This window comes from Heyndrickxia sp. FW510-T9 (assembly GCF_058781025.1).
The window spans coordinates 25,510-48,091 of sequence record NZ_JBYSWK010000033.1 but is presented as its reverse complement, the minus strand read 5'-3'; the positions used below and the strand labels follow the sequence as shown (position 1 = coordinate 48,091).

Sequence of the window (22,582 nt, the reverse complement as noted above, 5' to 3'; positions counted from 1 at the left end):
ACAATATATAAAATAATTTTTAACTAGGAGGTTATGGGATGAATCTTAAATTAATGAAATTTAGTATATTTACATTAGGATTAATATCACTATTTTATGGCTGGACACAAGGGGCATCATTTAGTGCTATGTCATATGAATACACGGATGTATTAATACTAAGAACTGTGAGACACTATGTATTCCTCACTTCAGGAGGAATTTTACTTATCCTTAGTATCATAATAGAATTAATTGAGGATAAATTTAGACAATTAATAAAAAATAACAACAAATCCTCACTTCAGGAGGAATTCTAATTAGCCTTTAGTATCATAATAGAATTAATTGAGAATAAAATTAAACAAACAATAACATCGAATATTTTTAAATTCATACTGGAATTTGGTTGCCATAACGGCAACCTTTTTTTGCATTTATGCGTGTTGTAAAATATTTTTTTATTAATAAAACGAATGTACGGCGATATGAACGTCAACATATTCATTGTTAGAACTATTGACAAAAATGAAATAACAATTTATTATATCGTCAAACGATATATCGTCTAACGAAGTATCAACCGTCGATATAAATGGAGGATTCATGATGTTAAATGACAAACTAATCAAAAAATACCTCCCACTAACTCATACCACTTATTATATTTTAATCTCATTAACCGAATCTCTGCACGGGTATGGAATTATGCAAAAGGTGGAGGAATTAAGTGAAGGAGAGGTAAATTTAGGTCCAGGAACACTTTATGGTGCCCTAAGTAAATTAGAAAAGGACGGTCTAATCACAAAAGTAAATGTAGAAGAAAATGAAAGAAGAAAAAACTATATTTTAACAGAGATAGGACTGGAAATAGTAAAGCAGGAATTTACAAGATTGAAAGCTTTAGTTAATAGAACACAACATATTTTTACGAGCGAGGGGTAAATATGAAGAAAAGAGTGTTTAAACTTTTTTGGGCATGGCAGGAAGATCAGGAGAACAAGTGGCTTGAAAGGATGGCGGAAGAAGGATGGTTTCTAACAAAATATAATTTGTTAAAGTATACTTTTGAAAAACAGGAGCCCAAAAAATATATTTATAGGACCGATTTCAAATCAAATCAAAATAGTGATCTAGAAGAATATTTAACATTATATGCAGATGCCGGCTGGGAACATGTAACTCAGTACATGGGATGGCATTACTTTAGAAGCGAAGCAGCAAGTGTGAAAAATCAAGAAATATATTCGGATGCTGACTCGAAAATTGAAATGTTTAGAAGAATACTCTTCATTTTATTAATGCCATTGCTTGCGAATTTGTTAATTGCATTTACCATCGTATTTAATACAAACTACTCACATATTAAATTTATCATAGTCCTTCAGGTTGTTTATGTAATAATAATTCTTTTATTAAGTTATGGGGTAATAAATATTTTATTTAAAATGAGAAGACTAAAAAGGTGATTTTCATCATTGAAAAAACTTATTAGGATTAAGTAGCACAATGCTTTCTGTCGCTAATTTTCGAACGAAGGGGATCACCAACTACCTAAGATAAAAAGGGAGGAAAAAATATGAGTCTGACATCTAAGCAAAAGTCCATATTAAAGGCGTTATCCGCTGAATGGCAAACACCGATTCAGATCGCTGATCGGCTTCCAAAAGAATGGGGAAATCTATCAGACTTAAATCAAGACCTTAAACTATTAATACGTGAAGGATTGGTGCAGGTAAATCCAGTCGTATTCGGGTTGCATCGATTAACCGAAGAAGGCAAAGCGATCAAGGTGTTGGAATTTGGCGAGAACTAGAGTTCAAAGTAAGAGTAGAAGAATAAATAGAACTTGGATTACAACTTTTAGCGGACACAGAATCTCTTATTTTAATAAAAAATGCTATTTTGGAGGTGTAAGCGGACACAGAGTCCGTTATTTGCCATAATTCACTCCAAAATGCCAGTGTTTTAGTTAAATAGCGGAACGTGTGTCCTTTAAAAACTTGAAATCCCCATTTTTGTCACAGATAGCGGAATGTGTGTCCGGAGTGACCTTTTTCAACATTAATTTAATGCACTATTTGCAATGCGATTATTATTCGATGCCTAATTCACGATGAGATAGGATATTTTATTTGGTTTTCCCACAAAAACAGAACTACTTCCCGTTCAGTAACGCTCCAACCGTTTTCTTATGCCGTAAATACATGTAAAAGCCAATAAAAATACATGGTAGCGCAAACAATGACATTCCACCAAAAGCCAAACCTGGTGATTGGGTATAAAGGAATCCTCCTAAGTAAGTGAAAATACCAACACTAAACCCCATACCTAGTGAAGTATAGACAGCTTGTGCAGCTGGAATATCTTGCTGCTGCAATTCTTCGTTTATTAAGCGAATAAACGTGTAATGGGTCAAACCAAAGGTCAAGGAATGGAAGAGCTGCATCGCAATAAAGACAGCCGTAGACGGAAAGGCAAAAATCATAAGCCATCGGATGACAGCAGCAATACTTGCGATGATGAACATGACAGGTGTAGAAGTTCTTCGAAAGATTCGGTCAGCAAACGAAAAAAATAATATTTCCGCCAAGACAGCTATATTTAAAATAAATCCGATATAGAAATTTTTAACATGGAGATCCTGTAAATAAAGAAAACCATAATTATTATAGGATGCATGTGAACCTTGTAATAAAATAGCGATGATCAATCCTAACAGAAATCTTTTTGATTTAAATAGTCCCCGAAAGGATGAACCGCTCTTGCCGCCGATTTTTTTTTGAATCGAAGGAGGAGATTTTAAATTCGTCGTTACTAGCATCATTAACATTCCAAATGCCATAATATAAAAGATTGTATGATTGCTAGAAAAGGATGTAATTATACCAACGACTATCAAAGCTACTGTGTAACCTACCGAGCCCCAACGTCTACTTTTCCCATAATGTACCCCATCTGATTTAACCATCATCGTTCCCGTGCTTTCCATTAAAGGAAGGATAAGTGGATATAAAATCGTGAAAATAACCATAACGGCGATAAGAATATTTGTTGAAGTGAAAGGCAGAAATAAGAATATTAGAATGGTAGAAATGAATGGGAACAATTTTAATAAAACAGCAATCGATTGATGACGGCAAAATGCCGGAAACACAATCAATGTGGAAATCGACCTTGAAATAAAGCCTGCCCCAATAACAACACTCGCTGCTTGCACGGTTAATCCTTTACTATCGACAAGCCATCCAGTCCAATAAGGCATAAATACTCCCCAAGTAAAGAAAAAAGCAAAATAATTAAGCGATAACCATGTTTGTTTTTTCATATAGTCCCCTTTCAGTCCAATCTAAGGTCGTTACATTACATGACAATAACATGATATCATACATGTTTTTTAGCTAATATATGAATTTGCATTTTCCTTTCAGACACGAAATTCCGTATATTTTCCTTTACATGGATAAAAATACTAAGATAGTATTTATTATTTTATAAAGGTGACTAACAAGATGACTAAATCAACCTTTGATTTTTTAAAACTACAACTTAGTGGAAGCGCAGATGCTAAGATCCAACCGTTAATGAAGAGCTGTGAACAGATTTATTTAATTTATATGAAAAGCTTAAGTGATGGGGATAAAATTCAGCAATTAATCGTGAAGCCTTTTTTTGAAATGCATTCTGCAGAAGAATACTCCTATTACTTAAAGTCACTCGCTGATTATAAGGATTTCCAAGATAACGATGCAGCGTTAAAGGATATTTTTCATGGTGCAGTAGTTGTAATTCTAGCAGAACAAGTCATCTTATTGGACTTGAAATTTCAAACGAATAAAGAGGTTCTTAATGCAAGTGTGGAAACGACCATTCATGGGCCACTAAAGGCTTTGAGTGAAAACTTAGAGGTGAACCTTAATTTAATTCGCGGGCGCTATCATTCGAGTACGTTAATAACTGAATTTATGGGAGAAATCGGATATAAAAGTAAGGTGCAATTGGCACTTATATATGATGAAGCACTTATTAATAAAGAGGTGCTCGATGAAGTACGCAAAAAAATCAAGAAAATTGATAGAGCAGTAATACAAACTGCTGGTCAGTTGATGCGGAATTTTACTAAAAGAAAAACGCTGTTTCCTACTTATCTCGTAACAGAGCGTCCTGACCGGATTGCCTATAATCTTGCACTTGGGAAATTTGTGATTGTTTTACAAGGGACACCGTTTTCCTTAATCGGACCAGCTGTCTTCTATGATTTTATGAGCTCGATGGAAGATCTATATATGCCTTATTGGATTACCAAGTTCCTTGTTACGATTCGATATATTGGATTAGTTATTAGTACTTTACTTCCGGCAATATATGTAGGGGTCACATCTTATAATCCAGAATTATTCCGTGTACAGCTAGCATTGACAATTGCAGGAAGTCGAGCGACTGTTCCTTTTCCATCCTATTTAGAAGTGCTATTTATGCTGTTGATGATGGAATTACTAGTAGAAGCGAGTATTCGGCTTCCAAAGGCAATTGGTCCAACTGCTACAACGGTAGGAGGACTTATTTTAGGAACAGCTGCAACAGAAGCAGGACTAGTTTCAAGCATTATGATTATCATTGTTTCAGCTGTCGCAATCTCGAATTTTGTCATACCAATTAATGAAATGGGATTTGCGATGAGAAATGTAAAATATGTATTGCTCTTGTTGGCTTCTATTAGCGGATTAATTGGTGTGATCATCGGCTTAATCGGTCTTCTTTTTTATCTTGTCAATATTAACAGTCTTGGTGAGCCATATTTGAAGTTATTTTATAGTGAAAGTACACGCAGAAAGCAAGTGTAAAAAAGGAAGTAATGTCCATGAATCGATATTTCTATTATTTGATTATCGTTAATATGATTACGAATGTTTTAACATTTATTCCAAGAATTTTATTGAATGAACGATTATCAGGAGGGCTGATGGCGATTCCAATTGGAACAACCATCGGGATCGGCATGATGATTCTTTTTATCAAACAAATTTCGAAGTTTCCTGGAATGGGATTACCGGAAATATTAGAGAAATATCTTTCTAAATGGTTTAAAAATATATACATCTTTTTTAATGGCTATATGTGGTTTCATGCAGGACTATTTACATTGTTATCGTTTATTACCATTACAAAGGTTTTTATTAGCCCTGATATGTCTGGCTTTCTTATTACCGGAATGTTTTTGTTGCTATTATGTTTTTCCATATTAATGCCTTCGAAAAAAGTTCTTTATGCAACGGAATTGCTAATCATTCTAAATATCCCATTTATTATCCTTATCTTAATAAAAGCTATTTTTAATGATTATTTTAGCTGGAACGCTGTACTCATTTTTTTTACACATTTTCGTGAGTTTCCATCTTGGTCTGCGATTTCCGGTGCAACCTTTATTTATTTCGGCTTTGTCAATTTAGTTATATTTAACCGTGAATTTCAAAAGATTAGTTTAAAATGGGTATGGTTAATTCCGATATTTGGACTACAGGTACTGCTAGTTACTATGCTGGGTCCTATTGGATTTCATGGGGCGGTTAAAGGTATTGATGATTACGTTTTCCCGTGGGTCAGTACAGCAGATTCCATGAGAATGGAGCTTGGATTTGTAGAGAGGGTTCTCTTTATTTTCTTATTACTACACACAAATGTTTCATTGGTAAGTATTACGATTAACTGGCATGTAAGTATGGAGTTATTTAAAAGTATTCTCCCTAAAGTAAAGATTAAAGGCAAACCGACCATAAGTTATATTATTACTGCTATATTTGCCCTCCTAACTTTTATTGTCGATAGATTTGCAACGGAAAATAGTCATTTTATTATTATGAAGGCTTGGATAAACATTTTGATCCCTGCTGCCATTTTCATGAATTTAGTCCTACAAATTGCTATCTGGAGGAAGAAAAAACATGAATAGAAAATGGTTAACAGTAATGCTTATTCTTTCTATGGCTTTTGAAGGAGGCTGCGGATTTAAAGATATAGACAAGAGATTTTTTGTGGTATCCATTGGGGTCGATAAAGGGGAAACAAAAAAATATAGGGTCTCTGTAGAGCTTGCAGTCCCAAGCGGTGATCCGAAAGCTCCCGGCGATAGTATTATTTTCTCGGAACAAGCAGACTCTATTGCAGCAGCAATTGGCATCATAAAATCGAATGCTGATAAAGAGTTGGATTTTGGCCATATGAAGGTGATTATTATTGGAAAGGAAATGGCGAAGGAAAATCTTTCCACGACGGTCGATTGGTTTTCCAGGAGAAGGGATATACAAGAAATAGCATGGTTGACTATTGCAGACACGGAAGCAAAGAATATTTTAGATTATCATCCAAAAGGAGAATATATACCAAGTAATAATCTCTTGTTGCTTTTTGGAAATGAAGGTACGGAAACGCCGTATATTATTTCTGATTATCTTTTTAGCTTTTGGCGGGATTTAGTTGAACCTGGAATTGATCCGGTATTGCCGATTATTAAGTACATTAAAGCTGAAAATACATTGGAGGTCCAAAGGAGTGGTGTGATTAGAAATAATTGTCTTGGCCTAATTTTAAATAGAGATGAAACGATGCTACTAAATCTATTCATCAAGGAAAAAGTAAAATCTGAAATTAATATAAAAGCAAAGAAGTATGATTTCACAATAGCCTCTAGTAAAGCAAAGGTCAAATATAAGTTGAATACATCTGGTGGAGCCCCCATTATCGATATAATGGTTTCTCTAAAAGGCAATCTTGAGGAAAAGCATAAGGAGCATCAGAATGTAAATTTAAAAGTATATGAAAAAATTACAAACCAACATTACAAGAAGAAATTCGAAAAGCTTTTACAAAAACTACAAAAAGAAAATGTCGACCCAATTGGATTTGGCCAGCGCTATGAGGCTACACATCTTGGAGACGAAGGTGTGAAAATAAAGAAATGGAAAAGTTTATACCCACAAGCTAAATTTAATGTGAAGGTTACCACAAAAATAGATGGGACAGGTATTATAAAATAGTGTACCTGTCCAGTTTCTGTCAATTAAATATATTTACTACCTTCTCTTATACTTAGTTTTGGCAATGAATGGGATTGAATAAAGATTCTGACGGATTCAGGATTTGTTTTTGAATATTCTCTTAGTGCCCATCCCATGGCCTTTTGAATGAAAAATTCTTTGCTGTCCGCATTTAATTTACAGTAATGGTAGAGAAGTTCTGCATTTGTATTTGATTTATACCTTAACTGAAAAAGAATAGCTGATCTTCTTAACCACATATTTTCATCTGTTGCCCAGCTATTAATATGCTCTGCAATAACAGTAGGAAACCTGCTGGCAATTTCTCCAATGATGTGCGGAGCAATCGTATCAACTGTATCCCACCATGAATTCGTCGTAATTAACTTTTGAAAAAATGGAATATGCTCGCTTGTAAATGCTTTTTTATATTTTTGACAGTAACTAAGTGCGGCATAATGATATTCTCTTTCAGCGAAGCTCCACAATTCCTCAACATATCCTTGCGAAAATGGTTTTTTAATTATTTTGGTTTCCGCGAAAAACTCTTTGAGAATTTGATTTCTTTCTGGCGTCTTGATACCGAGAAACGGGAAATGGTTTTTCATATAGTTCGCCATTGGAATGGCTTGGTCTGGGTTGGCATGTTTTTCGAACATGTCTACTAAGATTTTTATCTCCTGCATAATTTTGAACTCCTATAAAGTACGATTTTCTTCCATCATATCGAAATAAATGAAATTAGCAAAATACTTTTTTTGTCACGTTCCAAATGACATTTGTGTGTGGATAATAGCGGCCAGCGGCTTGAGATGTTCTTTAGAAGGAGTTAAAAGGACATTAGGACGGGAAAAGTGTCTTAAGAAGTTCATTAGATTGAGTCAAAAGGACAGTAGGAGGGACAAACTGGTCCAAGATGTCCTTTAGAGTGAGTCAAAAGGACAGTAGGAGGGAACAAACGATATGAATTGTCCTTTAGAAAGAGTCAAAAGGACAACAGGAGGGAACAAACGGAATGAATTGTCCTTTAGAGTGAGTCAAAAGGACAGTAGGAGGAAAAAAACGATATGAATTGTCCTTTAGAAGGAGTCAAAAGGACAGTAGGAGGATAAAAACTGTCTAAGATGTCCTTTAGAGTGAGTCAAAAGGACAGTAGGAGGAAAAAAACGATATGAATTGTCCTTTAGAATGAGTCAAAAGGACAACAGGAGGAGAAAAACTGTCTAAGATGTCCTTTAGATTGAGTCAAAAGGACAATAGGCGGAAAAAAACGATATGAATTGTCCTTTAGAAGGAATCAAAAGGACAATAGGAGTAAAAAACCTGTCCAAGATGTCCTTTAGAAGGAATCCAAAGGACAACAAGAGGGAAAAACCAGGCCCAAGATGTCCTTTATAACGGCACAAACTCCAATACACCAATGCATACCAAAAAACCTTAATTAGTTAACGGCACATCTATTAATGTAATGCCACTTGAAGACTGCAGAGCATTTGCAAGCATCTCGGCAAAATCATCCAGGTTATTAGGTCGAACGCCCTTAATACCAAAACTATTAGCAAACTCGACAAAATCAGGATTTTGAAATTGCACGCCATAACTATCGCCGAATCTTTTATCCATCGTCTCTTCTTCGATTTTTAACACAGAATCGTTCAACACGATAACAATAAAAGAGAGTCTTAGCCGATTAGCCGTTTCTAATTCCACTGCATTTGTTAAAAATCCCCCGTCACCAGTTAAACAAATAACAGGCTGATTAGGACATGCTAATTTTGCTCCAATTGCACCAGGAAGGGAGATGCCAATTGATGCTAGCCCATTAGAGATAATTAAACTATTTGGTCTTTTAGGCTGAAAGGTACGTGCCACTGATACTTTATGGGAGCCGACATCCGAAATAACGATGGTTTCGTCAGTAACGGTCATCTCCAATACATGCAATATATTCTCAATCGTAAGAGGCAATGAAGCATAATTTGTGTGATTCCATGTGATATTATAAGTTTGCTCTATATGCTTCTTCAGATTTCCAGACGGTAGCCAATCTTTAGGTGGCAGCGGGTAGGATTGAAAACATTTCAATGTTTCTTTAATATTGCCGACTAATTCTATTTGGACCGGGTAAAATTCATCTACCTCCGCTGGTTGGGAATCGATATGGAGTATGGCAGTCTTTTTTCTGTTCCATTCTTTCGGCAATCTTTCAATTTGGTCGTATCCAATTGCAATAAGGAGATCTGCTTCCTGTAATCCTGGTAACAATTCATCTTTTTCCATAAAACCAAACGTGAAAAAATTTTGTGTATGCTCTTTAGGTAATATTCCTTTTGCTGTAAAACTATGTGCCACAGGTGCTTGTAAGGTTTCCGCAAATGTCAAAAACTCCTCTGCTGAGCGGCCGCGAATGACACCATTCCCAACTAGAATAAAAGGTTTAGTGGATTGTTGGATGACCTTAAAAGCAGAAAGAAATGAATCATTATTTGGGATACAAATTGGCTCAAGTGTAACTGGAAGCTGAATTGGTGGAATGGACTGGATAGCTAAATTTTCCGGCAGTTCAATCGCTACTGCTCCAGGTTTTTCAATCTTTGCGATACGAAAGGCTTTACGAATGATTTCAGGTATGGCAGCAGCTTCCTTAATTTGAACTGCCCATTTTGTTATTGGCTCCATTATTTGTATGACATCAAGGTATTGATGGGATTGTTTATGCTGTCTTTCTAACCCTGCTTGACCAGTAATGGCAACTACCGGGGAATGATCAAGTGTTGCACTCGCAATGCCAGTTACTAAATTTGTGGCACCTGGTCCCAGCGTAGCCATGCATACACCTGCTTTCCCTGACAGTCTTCCGTATACATCCGCCATAAATGCCGCACCTTGCTCATGGCGAACGGTTATGTATTGAATTTGTTTGGAATGTGATAATGAGTCAGCTAAATCCAATGTCTCATTCCCAACAATTCCAAAAATATATTCCACCCCTTCATTTTCTAAACATTGAACAAAAACATCTGTTGCTTTCATGTGGGACCCCCTAAATAGTTGTATCCCACATAGTTTTTGATTTTTGCAGAAAAATATAAGGGCATTATAAACAAAGGCCCACAAAATTATTTTGTGGACCTTGAATTCTTTTTAGTCTTCCCCAATGATTTTTACTTCTCTTTCCAATTCTACATTGAATTTTTCTTTCACCGTTTTTTGTACAAAGCGAATTAACGCAATATATTCTGAAGCAGTGGCGTTGTTTTTATTTACAATAAAGCCTGCATGCTTAGTAGAAACCTCAGCTCCACCGATGCTTTTTCCTTGCAGTCCGCTATCTTGAATTAGTTTACCTGCAAAATAACCTGGGGGTCTTTTGAAGACACTTCCACAGGAAGGATATTCAAGTGGTTGCTTGGATTCACGTTTAAAAGTGAGATCATCCATAACCGCTTTAATTTCTTCATCATTTCCAGGTTTAAGTTGAAACACAGCCTCCACCACAATATCACCATTTGCGGCAATATTACTCGTACGATAATCAAGATCTAAATCGGCAGCTGTTCTTTTTTGGATATCACCATTTCGATCCACAACAATAGTGTAGTCGAGAACATCTTTTATTTCTCCGCCATATGCACCTGCATTCATAAATAATGCTCCACCAACTGTTCCTGGTATTCCGCAAGCAAATTCAAGACCGGTTAATTTTGCATCTAATGCTTTACGAGATGCTGCAATGATAGCAGCTCCGCTTTCCGCAATTAATCTTTCTCCATCAACTTTAATTTGATTAAAACGATTCAAAAGAATCACGATGCCGCGAATCCCGCCGTCTTTTACAATTAAATTAGAGCCATTTCCTAATAAAGTGAAAGGAATTTTTTCTCTATTTGAAAGTTTAATGATGTTTTGTAATTCTTCATATGTGGAAGGAGTAACAAGAAAGTCTGCCTTTCCGCCAAGCTTTGTATAAGTATGATTTTTTAAAAATTCATCGACTAAAATATTTTCTTTTTCTACAACCGCAAGTAAACTATTATAAATTTGATGATAATCCATCTTGATAATCATTCCTTTAACGTAATTTTCGAATATCTATTTAAAATGTAAGAAATTTTTAACCCCTTAGACAAGCATTATAACAGTTTTCCATTACAATTTTTAGTCTTTCATCACAAATTCAATTTTACTGTAATATTATATAGGCAAATGCTCGTGTGGTGCCTGACACCACCAGTCTAACCTGCTTGGATCAAAATTTTTCCTCTTGACATTCTATTTCAAACGTCATAATATAATTAAAAATTAATTTTAAAAAACTTATAATTAATTAGCGTTGAAGAAGAAGAGTAATCCTTATGGACACTTAAGAGAGCTGGTGGTTGGTGTGAACCAGTGTGAATGTATGGATGAATGGGCTTCTGAGCTTCCAAACCGAAACTAATTTTGAGCAGTAGGCTTTGGCGAAAGTCTCGTCGTTACAAGAGACGGATATTATGATCTTTCTATTAGATCTTGATATTGTCAAAGTGAGCTGTTTTGTTCAGCTAATTAAGGTGGTACCACGGGTCCTCTCGTCCTTTTCGGATGGGGGACCCTTTTGTTGTTTCAGAAAAAATTAATATAGCCAACTCTATGATTAAGAGGAGTATGTTTTGCGAAAATCGTTACAGAGAGCCGGTGATGGTGCGAATCCGGTACGAGGCGGAAAACAGAATGGACTTATGAGAGGTTTCTTGAACGAAAGTAGGGAAACACGGAATTCCACCGTTAAAAGGATAGGGTATCGGAATGATTACAAATGCGGAAGCGCCTTGCTCATCGGCGTATGGATTTCGTAGTCTTCGACTGAGATAAAGGAAACACAGTGAGGTAGTTCACGAACTGATGTTGACTTATCGTAGGGAGAAGACGGAGAAATCCACTAGCCGATAGGCGCTGAAGCTAGACGGAAACAATCCTAAATCTTTTCCCGTACCCGAAAAAGCGGAAGGAGTGTATACTCCTTCAATACGAGGTGGCACCGCGGTATGATTCGTCCTCTATAAACTTAAGGGTTAAATGTCCTTGAGTTTATAGAGGACTTTTTTATTTTTAATAAAAAAAAGGGAGGGTCCCAGTTTTGAATCCAAAATACAAAATCACAACATTTAATGGTGATACCTTAACACCAATTGCCATTTACAATCGCCTAAAGGGAAAAAAGAAATTTCTGCTTGAAAGTTCACTTCAGCATGATGAAAAGGGCAGGTACTCCTTTATCGGAATGAATCCATACCTTGAATTTATAGCGAACCAAGATCAAATAACCATTTATTCAAATCAGCAAACTCAATGTGAACAAGGGAAGCCACTGGAAGTCCTAAAAAAATACGTTCCTAACCTAGAAGATGATTTACCGTTTCCATTTTATGGAGGAGGTGTTGGTTATATAGGATACGATGCCATCCGTCAATATGAACGGATTGGGGATATTGTAAACGACACAATGAAAATGCCGGATATCCATCTTATGTTTTATCAGGAGACAATCGTTTTTGATCACCTTTCTCAAACCGTTTCGATCATTTTATTAAATGTAGACCAAAAACGGACGAAAACAGAGCTCGAACAAACAACTGAACAGTTGAAAGCCACTTTATTTACATCGGACAAAGAAGATCCGACTACATCCGTTGTCAAAATGGATTTTAAACCAACCAAAACAAAAGAAGAATTCATGGAAATGGTAGAAAGAGCGAAAAAACACATTCAGCAAGGCGATATTTTTCAAGTCGTTTTATCTCAAACCTTAGAAGGGGAGGTAACGGTAGAACCATTTCAGTTCTATCGAAGACTACGAAACGCAAATCCCTCCCCTTACATGTTTTACATCGACTTTGAGGACTACGTACTTTTAGGCGCCTCACCAGAAAGCTTGATAAAAACAAAGAGCAGGGAATTAACAACTAATCCAATCGCTGGAACCAGACCGCGTGGAAAATCAAAAATGGAGGACAAACAACTAGAACAAGAACTCCTTTTAGATGAAAAAGAACTCGCAGAACATAAAATGCTCGTGGATTTAAGCCGTAATGATGTTGGACGCGTATGTGAAGCAGGTTCCATCACGATTCCAAAGTTTATGGAAATTGAACGTTACCAGCATGTCATGCATATCGTCTCCGAAGTAAAGGGCCGGCTAAAACCAAACTTATCAGGTATAGATGCCTTGATATCCTGCCTTCCAGCGGGAACGGTATCGGGTGCTCCAAAAATTCGTGCGATGCAAATCATCAATGACCTGGAAAAAAGAAAACGCGGAGTTTACGCAGGAGCAGTTGGCTACATCAATGTGAACGGTGATATCGATTTCGCATTAGCCATTCGCTCCTTAGTGATAAAAGATCAAAAAGCCATTTTACAAACCGGTGCGGGGATTGTTTATGACTCTATTCCGGAAAAAGAGTACGAAGAAACCATGAATAAAGCAAAGTCGATATTGGAGGCAAACAACTATGATTTTGTTAGTCGATAACTATGATTCTTTTACCTATAACTTATATCAATACTTTTTGGAATTTGGTGTAGAGGTTCAGGTAGTACGGAATGATCAAATTACGGTAGCACAAATCGAAGCACTTAAGCCGGAAGCGATTATTTTATCTCCTGGCCCAGGTGTACCGGAAAAATCCGGGATATGCATCGATTTGATAAAAGCCTTTTATCAGGAAATTCCGATATTAGGAATTTGTTTAGGCCATCAGGCAATTGGAGCTGCCTTTGGAGCAGAAATTGTGCAGGCGTTGAATATAAAGCATGGGAAAACATCGATGATTTTACATTCCGGCCAAGGTTTATTCGAATATATGTCACAGCCGCTCGAAGTCATGCGCTACCACTCACTGGTGATTGAGGAGCAAAGCTTGCCATTAGAACTTGAAGTGGTGGCGAAATCAATGGAAGACGACGAAGTAATGGGCATTAAACATATTCGCTACCCATTGTTCGGACTTCAGTTTCATCCGGAATCCATTGGCACGAAATGCGGAAAAGCAATCATCCAAAATTTTTTACATGTCGTAAGGGGGCAAAGAAATGAGATCGTATCTTGAAAAAGTAATGGAACATCAAAGCTTGTCTTATGAAGAAATGACAATGGCAGCGAACCAATTATTTGGAGCGGATATCTCGGATTCAGAAATGGGTGCCTTTCTAGCCGCATTAAAAATAAAGGGAGAAACAGCGGAAGAAATTGCAGGTTTAGTAGAAGTCATCCGCGAAAATTCATTGCAAATCGAACTACCATTTCAATCTGTTATGGATAACTGCGGAACCGGTGGCGATGGATCAGGGAGCTTTAATATTAGTACTACATCTGCTTTTGTAATTGCTGGTGCGGGAATCAAAATTGCCAAGCATGGAAACCGCAGTGTCTCTAGTAAAACCGGCAGTGCAGATGTGCTAGAACATTTGGGAGTGTCCTTGAACTTTGACCGCCATCAAATTGCTGAAATACTTAATAAGAATGGAATCGCTTTTCTTTTTGCGCCTATGGTTCATCCGAATATCAAGAGAATCATGAAGGTAAGGAGAGATTTGAAAATCCCAACTATCTTTAATTTAATCGGCCCGCTTACAAACCCAGTTTTCTTAGACACCCAACTTCTCGGCATATATCGGAGAGATATGCTGGAAATGATGGCACATGTTTTACATCAATTAGGACGAAAAAGAGCAGTTATTTTAAATGGGGCAGGCTTTATGGATGAGGCTTCATTGTCCGGTGAAAATCATCTTGTTTTATTAAATAACGGAAAAATAACAAGCTTCACCTTAAATCCAAGTGATGTCGGGTTGCCGCAGTATGAAAATGAGGCAATTCGCGGTGGAAATTCGAAGGAGAATGCAGATATTCTTCTTCAAGTTTTAAAAGGTGTAAAAGGAGCATACCGCGATACCGTGCTGTTAAACGCCGGATTAGGTATTTTCGCAAATGGCCTAGCGTCTTCTATTGAGGAAGGAATTTCTTTAGCTGAACAAAGCATTGATTCCGGAGCAGCTCTCCAAAAATTAGATTATTTAATCGAGTACAGCAAACATTTCGCAAAAGAGGTGATCTAAATGTCGTTTTTATCCAATATTTTAATCGAAAAAGAAAAAGAGGTTCAGTTACTTAAACAGCAATATCAACAGCAAGGCCGAAGAAAAACAAATCAAGGTAAATCAATGTATCAAACCTTCATGGAATCGCAGGACATGAATATTATTGCCGAAATTAAACGGGCATCACCTTCCAAAGGGGAAATAAATGTTGGAATCGATCCTGTGGAACAGGCAGAACAATATGCCAAGTACGGAGCAAAAGCTATTTCCGTTTTAACGGATTCCGCCTTTTTCAAGGGATCCATTGAGGATTTGGGTGCTGTAAGAAATGCAGTCGATCTCCCGATATTGTGCAAAGATTTTATTATTGAAGAAATTCAAATAGACAGGGCGAAAGAATATGGAGCAAATGTTATTCTTCTCATCGCAGCGGCATTACCGAAGCATCGCTTAAGTGAGCTTTTCGAATATGCATCGACTAAAGATTTGGAGGTTCTAATAGAGGTACACAATGAAACAGAGCTGATTATTGCTTTAGAAATAGGAGCTAAGATCATAGGAATAAATAATAGGAATTTAAAAACATTTTCCGTTGATTTAAGCATAACTCAGGAATTAGCAAAATTGGTGAACAGGGACGACATTATTCTTATCGGAGAAAGTGGTATCCGAGAGAGGGAGGATGTCGAAAAGATGATGCAAGCAGGGGTGAAAGGAGTTTTAGTCGGGGAAACCTTAATGCGCTCTGATAATTTGAAAGATTCATTAAAGGATTTGAAAATAGCATTTAAATAAGGGTGTGTTTCTTTGAAAGTGAAAATTTGTGGAATTAAGACGATGAAAGCAGCTCAAGCTGCGGCTGATGCTGGTGCAAATTTTATCGGATTTGTTTTTGCGGAAAGTAAAAGAAGAATATCGCCTGAGCAAGCGAAAAAAATTGCAGAGCTTATACCGATCCAAATCAAAAAGGTTGGAGTGTTTGTGAATGAAGACCAATCTACGATTCTCAAAATAGCAGCTGAAGTTGGTCTGGATTACATTCAGCTTCATGGAAATGAATCGCCGCAATTTGCTGAAAGTCTACAATATCCAATCATTAAAGCATTTTCTAGTAAAAATCTTATACAAATAAATAACTATAGCTGTGATTATTATCTAATCGACAGTCCGAAAGCCGGCAGTGGAGAAACCTTCGACTGGAAGGCTCTCGAAGTGCTCGAGTTGAATAAGGAAAAGCTCATTTTAGCAGGCGGACTTACCGTCCAAAACGTAGAGAACGCCATTTTAACCGTTCATCCAGCAGTAGTAGATGTCTCGAGTGGTGTTGAAACAAATGATAAAAAGGACCCAAGAAAAATAAAATATTTTATTCAAAATGCTAAATTAGCATATCAAAAATTAAAGGAGAGTTGAAAATGAATTCTAAAACATATCCAAATGAAAAAGGCCGTTACGGCGAGTTTGGCGGAAGATTTGTGCCGGAAACATTAATGACGGCAACACTAGATCTCGAACAAGCGTATAAAGAGGCAATGGAGGATCCAGCTTTTACGCAGGAGTTAGAATATTATCTTACGCAATATGTCGGTCGCGAAACGCCTCTCTATTATGCTGAAAATTTATCGAAGAAATTAGGAGGTCCGAAAATCTATTTAAAAAGAGAGGATCTTAATCATACAGGTGCACACAAAATAAATAATGCTATCGGGCAAGCCTTATTAACGAAAAGAATGGGGAAAAACAAGGTCGTTGCGGAAACTGGTGCGGGCCAGCATGGGGTAGCAACGGCGACCGCATGTGCATTGCTTGGATTAGAATGTATTGTTTTTATGGGTGCAGAGGATATTCGCAGACAAAAGCTCAATGTATTTCGAATGGAATTGCTAGGCGCAAAAGTCGTAAGTGTTAATCAAGGAAGCAGTACTTTAAAGGATGCGGTGAATGAAGCATTCCGCTACTGGGTAAGCAATGTAGAGGATACACATTATATTATTGGATCTGTTGTGGGACCACATCCATTTCCGCAAATTGTCCGCGATTTTCAATGTGTCATTGGATCTGAAACGAAGAAACAAATCGTGGAACAAACAGGGAAATTACCGGATGCAGTGGTAGCATGTGTCGGTGGTGGAAGTAATTCGATCGGGATGTTCTATCCGTTTGTAAAGGATACGAATGTTTTGTTATTTGGTGTAGAAGCAGGTGGGGATGGAATTGAAACAGGCAAACATGCGGCTGCATTAACAGACGGAGAAAAAGGAATTTTACATGGAACCATGACATACCTGCTTCAGGATAAGGACGGACAGGTGAAGGAAGCACACTCTATTTCGGCAGGACTTGATTATCCTGGTGTTGGACCAGAACATAGCTATTTAAAGGAAACCGGTCGAGTTACTTATACATCCATCACAGATAAGGAAGCGCTAGAAGCATTTGAAATCCTATCCAGGACGGAAGGGATTATTCCAGCATTGGAGAGTTCGCATGCAGTTGCTTACAGTATTAAGCTTGCAAAAGAAATGACAGAAGAGCAGACACTAGTCATTTGTCTATCAGGCCGAGGAGATAAAGATGTAGAAACAATTAAGAGTTTAATAGGGGGAGAGTAAGATGGGGAAAAAGAAATTGACGCAAGCATTTGCAAAAGTAAAGGAATTAGGTGATAAGGCATTTGTACCTTATATTATGGCCGGAGATGGTGGTTTAAGCATTTTGGAAGAAAGGATTAACTTGTTAGAAAAATCAGGAGCAACAGTGATAGAACTGGGAATTCCGTTTTCCGATCCGGTTGCTGACGGGCCCACGATTCAAGCTGCAGGCATTCGTGCACTTAAGGAAGAAGTTACAGTATCTTCTATTTTACTAGAGCTGCAAAGACTAAAAGGAACATATAATATCCCAATTGTTCTTATGACATATTTAAATCCTGTATTTGCCTATGGAGTAAAACGGTTTGCTGAGGATTGTAGCAAAGCCGGTGTGGATGGGATTATCATTCCCGATTTGCCGTTAGAAGAGGAAGAACTTGTATCCAGAGAGTTGGGAAAAGAGGAAATTGCCTTTATTAGGCTGGTTTCAATTACAAGCACGGAGGAAAGAAAAACAGAATTAGCAAACAGAACGGAAGGCTTTCTTTATGCAGTAACAGTTGCGGGAATTACAGGGGCACGGGAAAACTATCAGAAGGATATTGGAGAATATTTATCCTCCTTAAAATCCATTTCAAAAGCTCCTGTTCTGGCGGGATTTGGTGTCGCTACTCCAGAGCACGTAAAACAGTTAGGACAGTATTGCGATGGAGTAGTAGTAGGAAGCAAGATTATTGATTTATTTCAACAAAATGATTATGGAACGATTCAAGAGCTAATCAACGCTTCGAAACGGAGCACTGTGTAATGAAGGAAACATTAGAAAAGGAACACAGGTGGATTGTCCAATGTGTTCCTTTCTTATTTTTATCAAATATTGAAACGTGAAGAGCTTTCTTTATCAACCTATTTATTTAGAAGGAGAAGATGAATCTTCTGTATTAATAGGTGGGAAATGTTCGCCTTCTGCAATAACTTTAGAAGCAGGAGGTGCTTTCTCAGTATTAATAGGTGGATAATGTTCTCCTTTCGCAAATAAATTTCCTTTTCCATTTGAAATAAACAGTACTCCTACAGCTAAGGAAAGCGCTAAAAAACAACCAACTAATGCCTTTTTCAAATTCATGTCGGATTCCTCCTAAAAATTAATAATTTTTTCATATGCTGAATTTGCAATAGCAAAAGATGTAGCGGCTGATTTGTACTCGTTTTTTTCTTGATAGTAGTCTCCCAGTGTTTTTGCCAAAAGTACAATGTTTTGAAACCTATTGATAGATTCAAAATATGGAATGGCCTCATCCAAAATAAATGCTTCAAAACCTGATGGATAATCATTCACTATATATTGATAAAACTTCATTTCAATCATTTGCTCTTTGTATGTTTCCATATAATGTTCGTTTGATTGAAGTAAGTCTAACCCTTGTGCTAACCACTGTTCAACTTGTTCTTTAAAACCAATCTTATAGTATTCTTTCATAATATTTATAATGGTATTAATTTTATCTTCAATAATAAGTGATCCACTATGATCAAAGCTCCTTAAATAGTGACCAATTGCTTCCTCTGACTTTCCTTGCTTTGCTTTTAAATATCCTAGGTTATTTTCGACTTTGACAAGGATATTCTTATAATGTAAAGAGATGGCAAGTTGTTTGGCGAAATTATAATGTTTCTCCGCCTCTTTGTAATCTTGCATTCTACGATATATTACACCTAGCATTAAGTGGCATTCAGTACAACGTTTCATATGATAGCTTTGCTGAAATAGAACTAACGCTTCCTCCATATGAAAGATGGATAAAGTATTTTTGTTCAGCCTGCCAAGTGTAAGACCGTACATGTAAAATAAGTCAGCTTTTTCTATATTGTAAAGTTCTTTTACGGAAATTAAGTAGTTTTTCGCATCTTTAAAAAATGGCTCACCCTCAAGAAATTGACCTTTCAGATAGTAGAAATTACCGCGATATTTTTGGAAAGAAAACTTTAATATATCAGGCATATCATGCTGTAAAGGAATTAAGGACTCAATTAATTTATGTGCCTTATCTAATTTATTATGAATCAGATAGTAATGAATCAGATGAATATTGAATGTTAAAACAACAAAGATGTCGTTACTATCAGATATTTGATCTCTGATTTGCTGATAATAAGCGGTTGAATTATCCTTGTCATTCATCAATAAGTATCGATTCCATTCCTCAAACAATGGCACTAGATCTTTATTTTGATAAGTCATGAATGGGATCTCAAGTTTGTCACAAATTTGGCTTAGCAATTCAATAGGTGGAGTGTGTTCGTTGTTTTCTATGGATGAAAGGTAAGGTACAGTTGTTATTTCATGGGCTAATTCTTCTAGGGAGAGTTTTTTCTTTAAACGATAAAAGTGAATGCGAGTTCCAATGCTCATATTAATTAACTCCTAAACTTTACTATATTTACATTATAAACCTAATCTATTAAAAAATGGAATATGCAATTTGTCCTGAAATAGAGAAATTTGAAAATTTTTGTTGACAATATTTAAGATGTGTCAAAATCCTAAAAACTATTTTTGAATATTCAGTATCATTTTGTTCTATTATGAAAGATTTTGTCTTATTCTTCAAGAATTTTGTGGGGGATTAGAACCAATTACCAAAAAAATTTTTTAATAAGCATATGTTTGGCGAACAGCTTTCCTTGAGCTGTTATTTGTACCTTATACAGGCTGACTAAAGATGGTCATTAAACTATTGAGCGAATGAACCTTATCATTACAAACGTCTCTTCTATAACACAGAAAAGAGCAGAGAAAAGTCCCTGCTCATATGGTTATTATTTTTGTGACTTTTTAATTTGTACTCGTTGATTTGCGGCATTGGAGCGGGCTTGTGCTTCTAAATCGGCCTGGTCCGCTAATTCTTGAGAAAATTCAACATCTATGCCGTCTGATTTTAAATTCTTTGGAACTTGTGGAAGTGTACTTTTATTTTTATCACGTGTTTTGTGGCTATGTCCACGACCCATGTTGTTATCCCCTTTCAGAAATGAGGAGTTACGGAATAATCCGTTCTTAACTAGAATGTGCATTACCATCGGGAATAACACAGGAAATTATTTGCGATTTTCTATAAAACCTCCAGCACGATCTGCTCTTCTAAACTCACGTGAATAGGTAATCGCCTGCGCACTTGAAAGATTGCTCTTCGATTTAATCTTCTTATCCTTCGCCACTTTTCTCATCCTTTCGGGAATAGTTTCCCTACTATTATTTCCTTAATTTAGGTAAAAATACTGTGAAGGATGAAGGAAAATGATAAAATAATCTCATATGTATGCTGTTTTCGTATAAATTGTTGATTTTCGTACTTTATTTAAATTCCTAATAAGGATTAGCTTCGGGGCATCTTTTCTTATTAGGATTACCCATTCTAAAGCTGAATGAAAAAATTTAGAGATTTACAATAAAAAATCCAACAATGCTTAAGAAAAGAGCCTAAACGAACGAAAGAAAGTTGAGATAAACATGCCAATCATTACGAAAATAACCGTTCAAAAAAACCTTTCTGATCGCTATAATATTTATCTTGATGAAAAGTATGCATTTAGTGTAGATGAAGAAGTATTAACGAGGTTTCAATTAAAAAAAGGGAAAGAACTGTCTGAATTAGATTTAACAGAGATACAATATGAAGACGAAATTAGAAAGGGAGTTAATAGTGCTATTCAATATCTTTCCTTTCGTATGAGGTCTGAAATGGAAGTTGTCGGTCATTTGAAGAAAAAGGACTTTAATGAAGATTCCATTAAAGAAGTAATTCGTACTTTGTACAAATTAAAATATTTAAATGACCAAGAATTTGCTGTTGCCTATGTTCGAACTCAGATGAATACGACGAGGAAAGGACCAGAAGTAATCAAATTAGAGCTTAAAAATAAGGGCATAAAAAGGGAAATAATCGAAACGGCTCTTTTAGAATTTAAAGATAATCAAGTAACAAGTTCCGCCATCTCACTGATTGAAAAAACAATTAAACAAAACGAAAAGCTACCTGAAAAATTATTACGTCAAAAAATTGACCAAACCTTGATAAGAAAAGGATTTTCAAAAGAAATTATTAACGAAGCCATGCAACATGTAACAATTGAACAAGACGAAGATTTGGAACGTGAAGTATTAAAAAATCATTGGGAAAAAGCCCATAGAAAGTATCAACACTTAGAAGGTTATGAGTATGAACAAAAAATAAAACAGGCGTTATATCGCAAAGGCTTTTCCATAGATCAGATAGAAAGATTTTTACATGAAATGGAGTTATAATGTATTATCGGCTACTAAAAATTCAAGGTGGTAAAATAATGGAAACTGAAAAACGATACAGCACAATGACAGAATATGAATTGAAGCAAGAAATTGCCATGTTGACTGAAAAAGCAAGAAAAGCAGAGCAACTCGGAATTGTGAATGAATACGCAGTACTTGAACGGAAAGTAACGATGGCAAAGGCGTATCTGCTAAATCCTAAAGACTTTGTACCTGGCGAAGTATATCAGATTGAAGGAGACCCTGGTGCTTATTTTAAGATAGATTATCTAAATGGTGTTTTTGCTTGGGGCTACAGATTGAGCGGCGGCAAAGAGCAGGAAGCACTACCAATTTCGCTTCTTAAGGTATTAAAGTAAGGCTATTTTCACAAGGGTTTTATTATACTTTTTGGGCTTAATGGCTATGGTTTAAAGCAAGATAAGGACAAGAGGAAGCGAAAAGTATAGTGAGATGTCCTTTATAGGAGTTCAAAAGGACAAGAGGAAGCAAAAAGTGAAGTGAGTTGTCCTTTAAACAGGTTTAAAAGGACAAGAGGAAGTAAAAAGGGAAGCGAGTTGTCCTTTATACGGGTTTAAAAGGAGATA

At 36.4% G+C, this 22,582-nt stretch carries 24 protein-coding genes and 2 other annotated features; of the genes, 16 read left to right on the top strand and 8 right to left on the bottom strand.

Annotation, left to right across the window (positions count from 1 at the left end; genetic code table 11):
- The first annotated feature begins 38 nt into the window (after positions 1–38).
- From AC3WJF_RS15940 to AC3WJF_RS15925, 4 genes are all read left to right on the top strand, one after another.
- Entirely contained in the window at positions 39–299 is a 261-nt protein-coding gene (locus tag AC3WJF_RS15940) for a hypothetical protein (protein ID WP_492453927.1), read from the top strand.
- 286 nt (positions 300–585) lie between these two features.
- The gene (locus AC3WJF_RS15935) at positions 586–924 is read left to right on the top strand and encodes a PadR family transcriptional regulator (protein ID WP_492453925.1); all 339 of its coding nucleotides are present in this window, start codon (positions 586–588) and stop codon (positions 922–924) included.
- A 2-nt stretch (positions 925–926) separates the two neighbouring features.
- The gene (locus tag AC3WJF_RS15930; protein ID WP_492453923.1) at positions 927–1,448 is read left to right on the top strand and encodes a DUF2812 domain-containing protein; all 522 of its coding nucleotides are present in this window, start codon (positions 927–929) and stop codon (positions 1,446–1,448) included.
- Positions 1,449–1,558: 110 nt separating this feature from the next.
- Positions 1,559–1,795: a hypothetical protein gene (locus tag AC3WJF_RS15925; protein ID WP_492453920.1), complete on the top strand. Its 237-nt coding sequence runs from the start codon at positions 1,559–1,561 to the stop codon at positions 1,793–1,795.
- A gap of 342 nt (positions 1,796–2,137) precedes the next feature.
- Here AC3WJF_RS15925 and AC3WJF_RS15920 read toward each other — a convergent pair whose 3' ends face one another.
- A complete protein-coding gene (locus AC3WJF_RS15920) occupies positions 2,138–3,307 on the bottom strand; it encodes an MFS transporter (RefSeq protein WP_492453918.1) in 1,170 nt (389 codons plus the stop codon).
- A gap of 184 nt (positions 3,308–3,491) precedes the next feature.
- On the opposite strand from AC3WJF_RS15920, the gene AC3WJF_RS15915 reads away from it, so the two are divergent.
- The 3 genes from AC3WJF_RS15915 to AC3WJF_RS15905 are packed head-to-tail and all read left to right on the top strand — an operon-like array spanning position 3,492 to position 7,013.
- Positions 3,492–4,823 carry a spore germination protein gene (locus AC3WJF_RS15915; protein WP_492453916.1) on the top strand — a complete coding sequence of 444 codons (1,332 nt, stop codon included), beginning with the start codon at positions 3,492–3,494 and terminating at the stop codon, positions 4,821–4,823.
- A gap of 17 nt (positions 4,824–4,840) precedes the next feature.
- The gene (locus tag AC3WJF_RS15910) at positions 4,841–5,929 is read left to right on the top strand and encodes a hypothetical protein (protein WP_492453914.1); all 1,089 of its coding nucleotides are present in this window, start codon (positions 4,841–4,843) and stop codon (positions 5,927–5,929) included.
- The gene (locus AC3WJF_RS15905; RefSeq protein ID WP_492453912.1) at positions 5,922–7,013 is read left to right on the top strand and encodes a Ger(x)C family spore germination protein; all 1,092 of its coding nucleotides are present in this window, start codon (positions 5,922–5,924) and stop codon (positions 7,011–7,013) included. The genes AC3WJF_RS15910 and AC3WJF_RS15905 overlap by 8 nt, the downstream gene beginning before the upstream one ends.
- Positions 7,014–7,036: 23 nt before the next feature.
- On the opposite strand, the gene AC3WJF_RS15900 is transcribed toward AC3WJF_RS15905, so the two are convergent.
- The 3 genes from AC3WJF_RS15900 to murB form a co-directional block, all read right to left on the bottom strand.
- Entirely contained in the window at positions 7,037–7,699 is a 663-nt protein-coding gene (locus AC3WJF_RS15900) for a DNA alkylation repair protein (RefSeq protein WP_492453909.1), read from the bottom strand.
- Positions 7,700–8,450: 751 nt separating this feature from the next.
- Positions 8,451–10,046, bottom strand: a complete 1,596-nt coding sequence (locus AC3WJF_RS15895) for an acetolactate synthase large subunit (protein ID WP_492453906.1) — start codon at positions 10,044–10,046, stop codon at positions 8,451–8,453.
- A 111-nt stretch (positions 10,047–10,157) separates the two neighbouring features.
- Positions 10,158–11,069, bottom strand: a complete 912-nt coding sequence (murB, locus tag AC3WJF_RS15890; protein WP_492453904.1) for a UDP-N-acetylmuramate dehydrogenase — start codon at positions 11,067–11,069, stop codon at positions 10,158–10,160.
- Positions 11,070–11,337: 268 nt separating this feature from the next.
- Positions 11,338–11,595, top strand: a binding site (T-box leader).
- A 41-nt stretch (positions 11,596–11,636) separates the two neighbouring features.
- Positions 11,637–12,056 (top strand) — a binding site (T-box leader).
- 76 nt (positions 12,057–12,132) lie between these two features.
- Between murB and trpE the strand changes: the two genes are divergently transcribed.
- Genes trpE through trpA form a run of 7 tightly spaced genes read left to right on the top strand, consistent with a single transcriptional unit; the run spans position 12,133 to position 18,494 of the window.
- The gene (gene trpE, locus AC3WJF_RS15885; RefSeq protein ID WP_492453902.1) at positions 12,133–13,527 is read left to right on the top strand and encodes an anthranilate synthase component I; all 1,395 of its coding nucleotides are present in this window, start codon (positions 12,133–12,135) and stop codon (positions 13,525–13,527) included.
- The gene (locus tag AC3WJF_RS15880) at positions 13,508–14,104 is read left to right on the top strand and encodes an anthranilate synthase component II (RefSeq protein WP_492453900.1); all 597 of its coding nucleotides are present in this window, start codon (positions 13,508–13,510) and stop codon (positions 14,102–14,104) included. Before trpE ends, AC3WJF_RS15880 begins: the two co-directional genes overlap by 20 nt.
- Positions 14,088–15,113: an anthranilate phosphoribosyltransferase gene (gene trpD / locus AC3WJF_RS15875; protein ID WP_492453897.1), complete on the top strand. Its 1,026-nt coding sequence runs from the start codon at positions 14,088–14,090 to the stop codon at positions 15,111–15,113. The genes AC3WJF_RS15880 and trpD overlap by 17 nt, the downstream gene beginning before the upstream one ends.
- A complete protein-coding gene (trpC, locus tag AC3WJF_RS15870) occupies positions 15,114–15,890 on the top strand; it encodes an indole-3-glycerol phosphate synthase TrpC (RefSeq protein WP_492453895.1) in 777 nt (258 codons plus the stop codon).
- Between the two features lie 18 nt (positions 15,891–15,908).
- Positions 15,909–16,508, top strand: a complete 600-nt coding sequence (locus tag AC3WJF_RS15865; RefSeq protein ID WP_492453935.1) for a phosphoribosylanthranilate isomerase — start codon at positions 15,909–15,911, stop codon at positions 16,506–16,508.
- Positions 16,509–16,510: 2 nt separating this feature from the next.
- On the top strand, positions 16,511–17,707 hold the full coding sequence (gene trpB, locus AC3WJF_RS15860) for a tryptophan synthase subunit beta (RefSeq protein ID WP_492453893.1): 1,197 nt from the start codon (positions 16,511–16,513) through the stop codon (positions 17,705–17,707).
- A 1-nt stretch (position 17,708) separates the two neighbouring features.
- The gene (trpA, locus tag AC3WJF_RS15855) at positions 17,709–18,494 is read left to right on the top strand and encodes a tryptophan synthase subunit alpha (protein ID WP_492453891.1); all 786 of its coding nucleotides are present in this window, start codon (positions 17,709–17,711) and stop codon (positions 18,492–18,494) included.
- Positions 18,495–18,596: 102 nt separating this feature from the next.
- Here trpA and AC3WJF_RS15850 read toward each other — a convergent pair whose 3' ends face one another.
- The 4 genes from AC3WJF_RS15850 to AC3WJF_RS15835 form a co-directional block, all read right to left on the bottom strand.
- Positions 18,597–18,812 (bottom strand): hypothetical protein, encoded by a 216-nt coding sequence (locus AC3WJF_RS15850; protein ID WP_492453889.1) that lies wholly within the window; start codon positions 18,810–18,812, stop codon positions 18,597–18,599.
- A gap of 12 nt (positions 18,813–18,824) precedes the next feature.
- The gene (locus AC3WJF_RS15845; RefSeq protein WP_492453886.1) at positions 18,825–20,099 is read right to left on the bottom strand and encodes a tetratricopeptide repeat protein; all 1,275 of its coding nucleotides are present in this window, start codon (positions 20,097–20,099) and stop codon (positions 18,825–18,827) included.
- Between the two features lie 407 nt (positions 20,100–20,506).
- Positions 20,507–20,698, bottom strand: coding sequence for a YfhD family protein (locus tag AC3WJF_RS15840; protein WP_492453884.1), 192 nt, complete (start codon positions 20,696–20,698; stop codon positions 20,507–20,509).
- Positions 20,699–20,785: 87 nt separating this feature from the next.
- Positions 20,786–20,905, bottom strand: a complete 120-nt coding sequence (locus AC3WJF_RS15835) for a YfhE family protein (protein WP_492453882.1) — start codon at positions 20,903–20,905, stop codon at positions 20,786–20,788.
- Between the two features lie 292 nt (positions 20,906–21,197).
- Here AC3WJF_RS15835 and recX point away from each other — a divergent pair, with 292 nt between their 5' ends.
- Positions 21,198–21,992 carry a recombination regulator RecX gene (recX, locus tag AC3WJF_RS15830; RefSeq protein ID WP_492453879.1) on the top strand — a complete coding sequence of 265 codons (795 nt, stop codon included), beginning with the start codon at positions 21,198–21,200 and terminating at the stop codon, positions 21,990–21,992.
- A gap of 38 nt (positions 21,993–22,030) precedes the next feature.
- Positions 22,031–22,354: a YfhH family protein gene (locus tag AC3WJF_RS15825; protein WP_492453933.1), complete on the top strand. Its 324-nt coding sequence runs from the start codon at positions 22,031–22,033 to the stop codon at positions 22,352–22,354.
- Positions 22,355–22,582 lie beyond the last annotated feature (228 nt).

Coding starts and splice junctions, on each gene's coding strand:
- AC3WJF_RS15940 (WP_492453927.1), top strand. CDS start 39: ATGAATCTTAAATTAATGAAATTTAGTATATTTACATTAGGATTAATA.
- trpC (WP_492453895.1), top strand. CDS start 15,114: ATGTCGTTTTTATCCAATATTTTAATCGAAAAAGAAAAAGAGGTTCAG.
- recX (WP_492453879.1), top strand. CDS start 21,198: ATGCCAATCATTACGAAAATAACCGTTCAAAAAAACCTTTCTGATCGC.
- AC3WJF_RS15850 (WP_492453889.1), bottom strand. CDS start 18,812: ATGAATTTGAAAAAGGCATTAGTTGGTTGTTTTTTAGCGCTTTCCTTA.
- AC3WJF_RS15900 (WP_492453909.1), bottom strand. CDS start 7,699: ATGCAGGAGATAAAAATCTTAGTAGACATGTTCGAAAAACATGCCAAC.
- AC3WJF_RS15930 (WP_492453923.1), top strand. CDS start 927: ATGAAGAAAAGAGTGTTTAAACTTTTTTGGGCATGGCAGGAAGATCAG.
- AC3WJF_RS15825 (WP_492453933.1), top strand. CDS start 22,031: ATGGAAACTGAAAAACGATACAGCACAATGACAGAATATGAATTGAAG.
- AC3WJF_RS15895 (WP_492453906.1), bottom strand. CDS start 10,046: ATGAAAGCAACAGATGTTTTTGTTCAATGTTTAGAAAATGAAGGGGTG.
- AC3WJF_RS15840 (WP_492453884.1), bottom strand. CDS start 20,698: ATGGGTCGTGGACATAGCCACAAAACACGTGATAAAAATAAAAGTACA.
- trpD (WP_492453897.1), top strand. CDS start 14,088: ATGAGATCGTATCTTGAAAAAGTAATGGAACATCAAAGCTTGTCTTAT.
- trpA (WP_492453891.1), top strand. CDS start 17,709: ATGGGGAAAAAGAAATTGACGCAAGCATTTGCAAAAGTAAAGGAATTA.
- AC3WJF_RS15935 (WP_492453925.1), top strand. CDS start 586: ATGATGTTAAATGACAAACTAATCAAAAAATACCTCCCACTAACTCAT.
- AC3WJF_RS15880 (WP_492453900.1), top strand. CDS start 13,508: ATGATTTTGTTAGTCGATAACTATGATTCTTTTACCTATAACTTATAT.
- AC3WJF_RS15845 (WP_492453886.1), bottom strand. CDS start 20,099: ATGAGCATTGGAACTCGCATTCACTTTTATCGTTTAAAGAAAAAACTC.
- murB (WP_492453904.1), bottom strand. CDS start 11,069: ATGGATTATCATCAAATTTATAATAGTTTACTTGCGGTTGTAGAAAAA.
- trpB (WP_492453893.1), top strand. CDS start 16,511: ATGAATTCTAAAACATATCCAAATGAAAAAGGCCGTTACGGCGAGTTT.
- AC3WJF_RS15920 (WP_492453918.1), bottom strand. CDS start 3,307: ATGAAAAAACAAACATGGTTATCGCTTAATTATTTTGCTTTTTTCTTT.
- AC3WJF_RS15925 (WP_492453920.1), top strand. CDS start 1,559: ATGAGTCTGACATCTAAGCAAAAGTCCATATTAAAGGCGTTATCCGCT.
- AC3WJF_RS15915 (WP_492453916.1), top strand. CDS start 3,492: ATGACTAAATCAACCTTTGATTTTTTAAAACTACAACTTAGTGGAAGC.
- AC3WJF_RS15905 (WP_492453912.1), top strand. CDS start 5,922: ATGAATAGAAAATGGTTAACAGTAATGCTTATTCTTTCTATGGCTTTT.
- AC3WJF_RS15910 (WP_492453914.1), top strand. CDS start 4,841: ATGAATCGATATTTCTATTATTTGATTATCGTTAATATGATTACGAAT.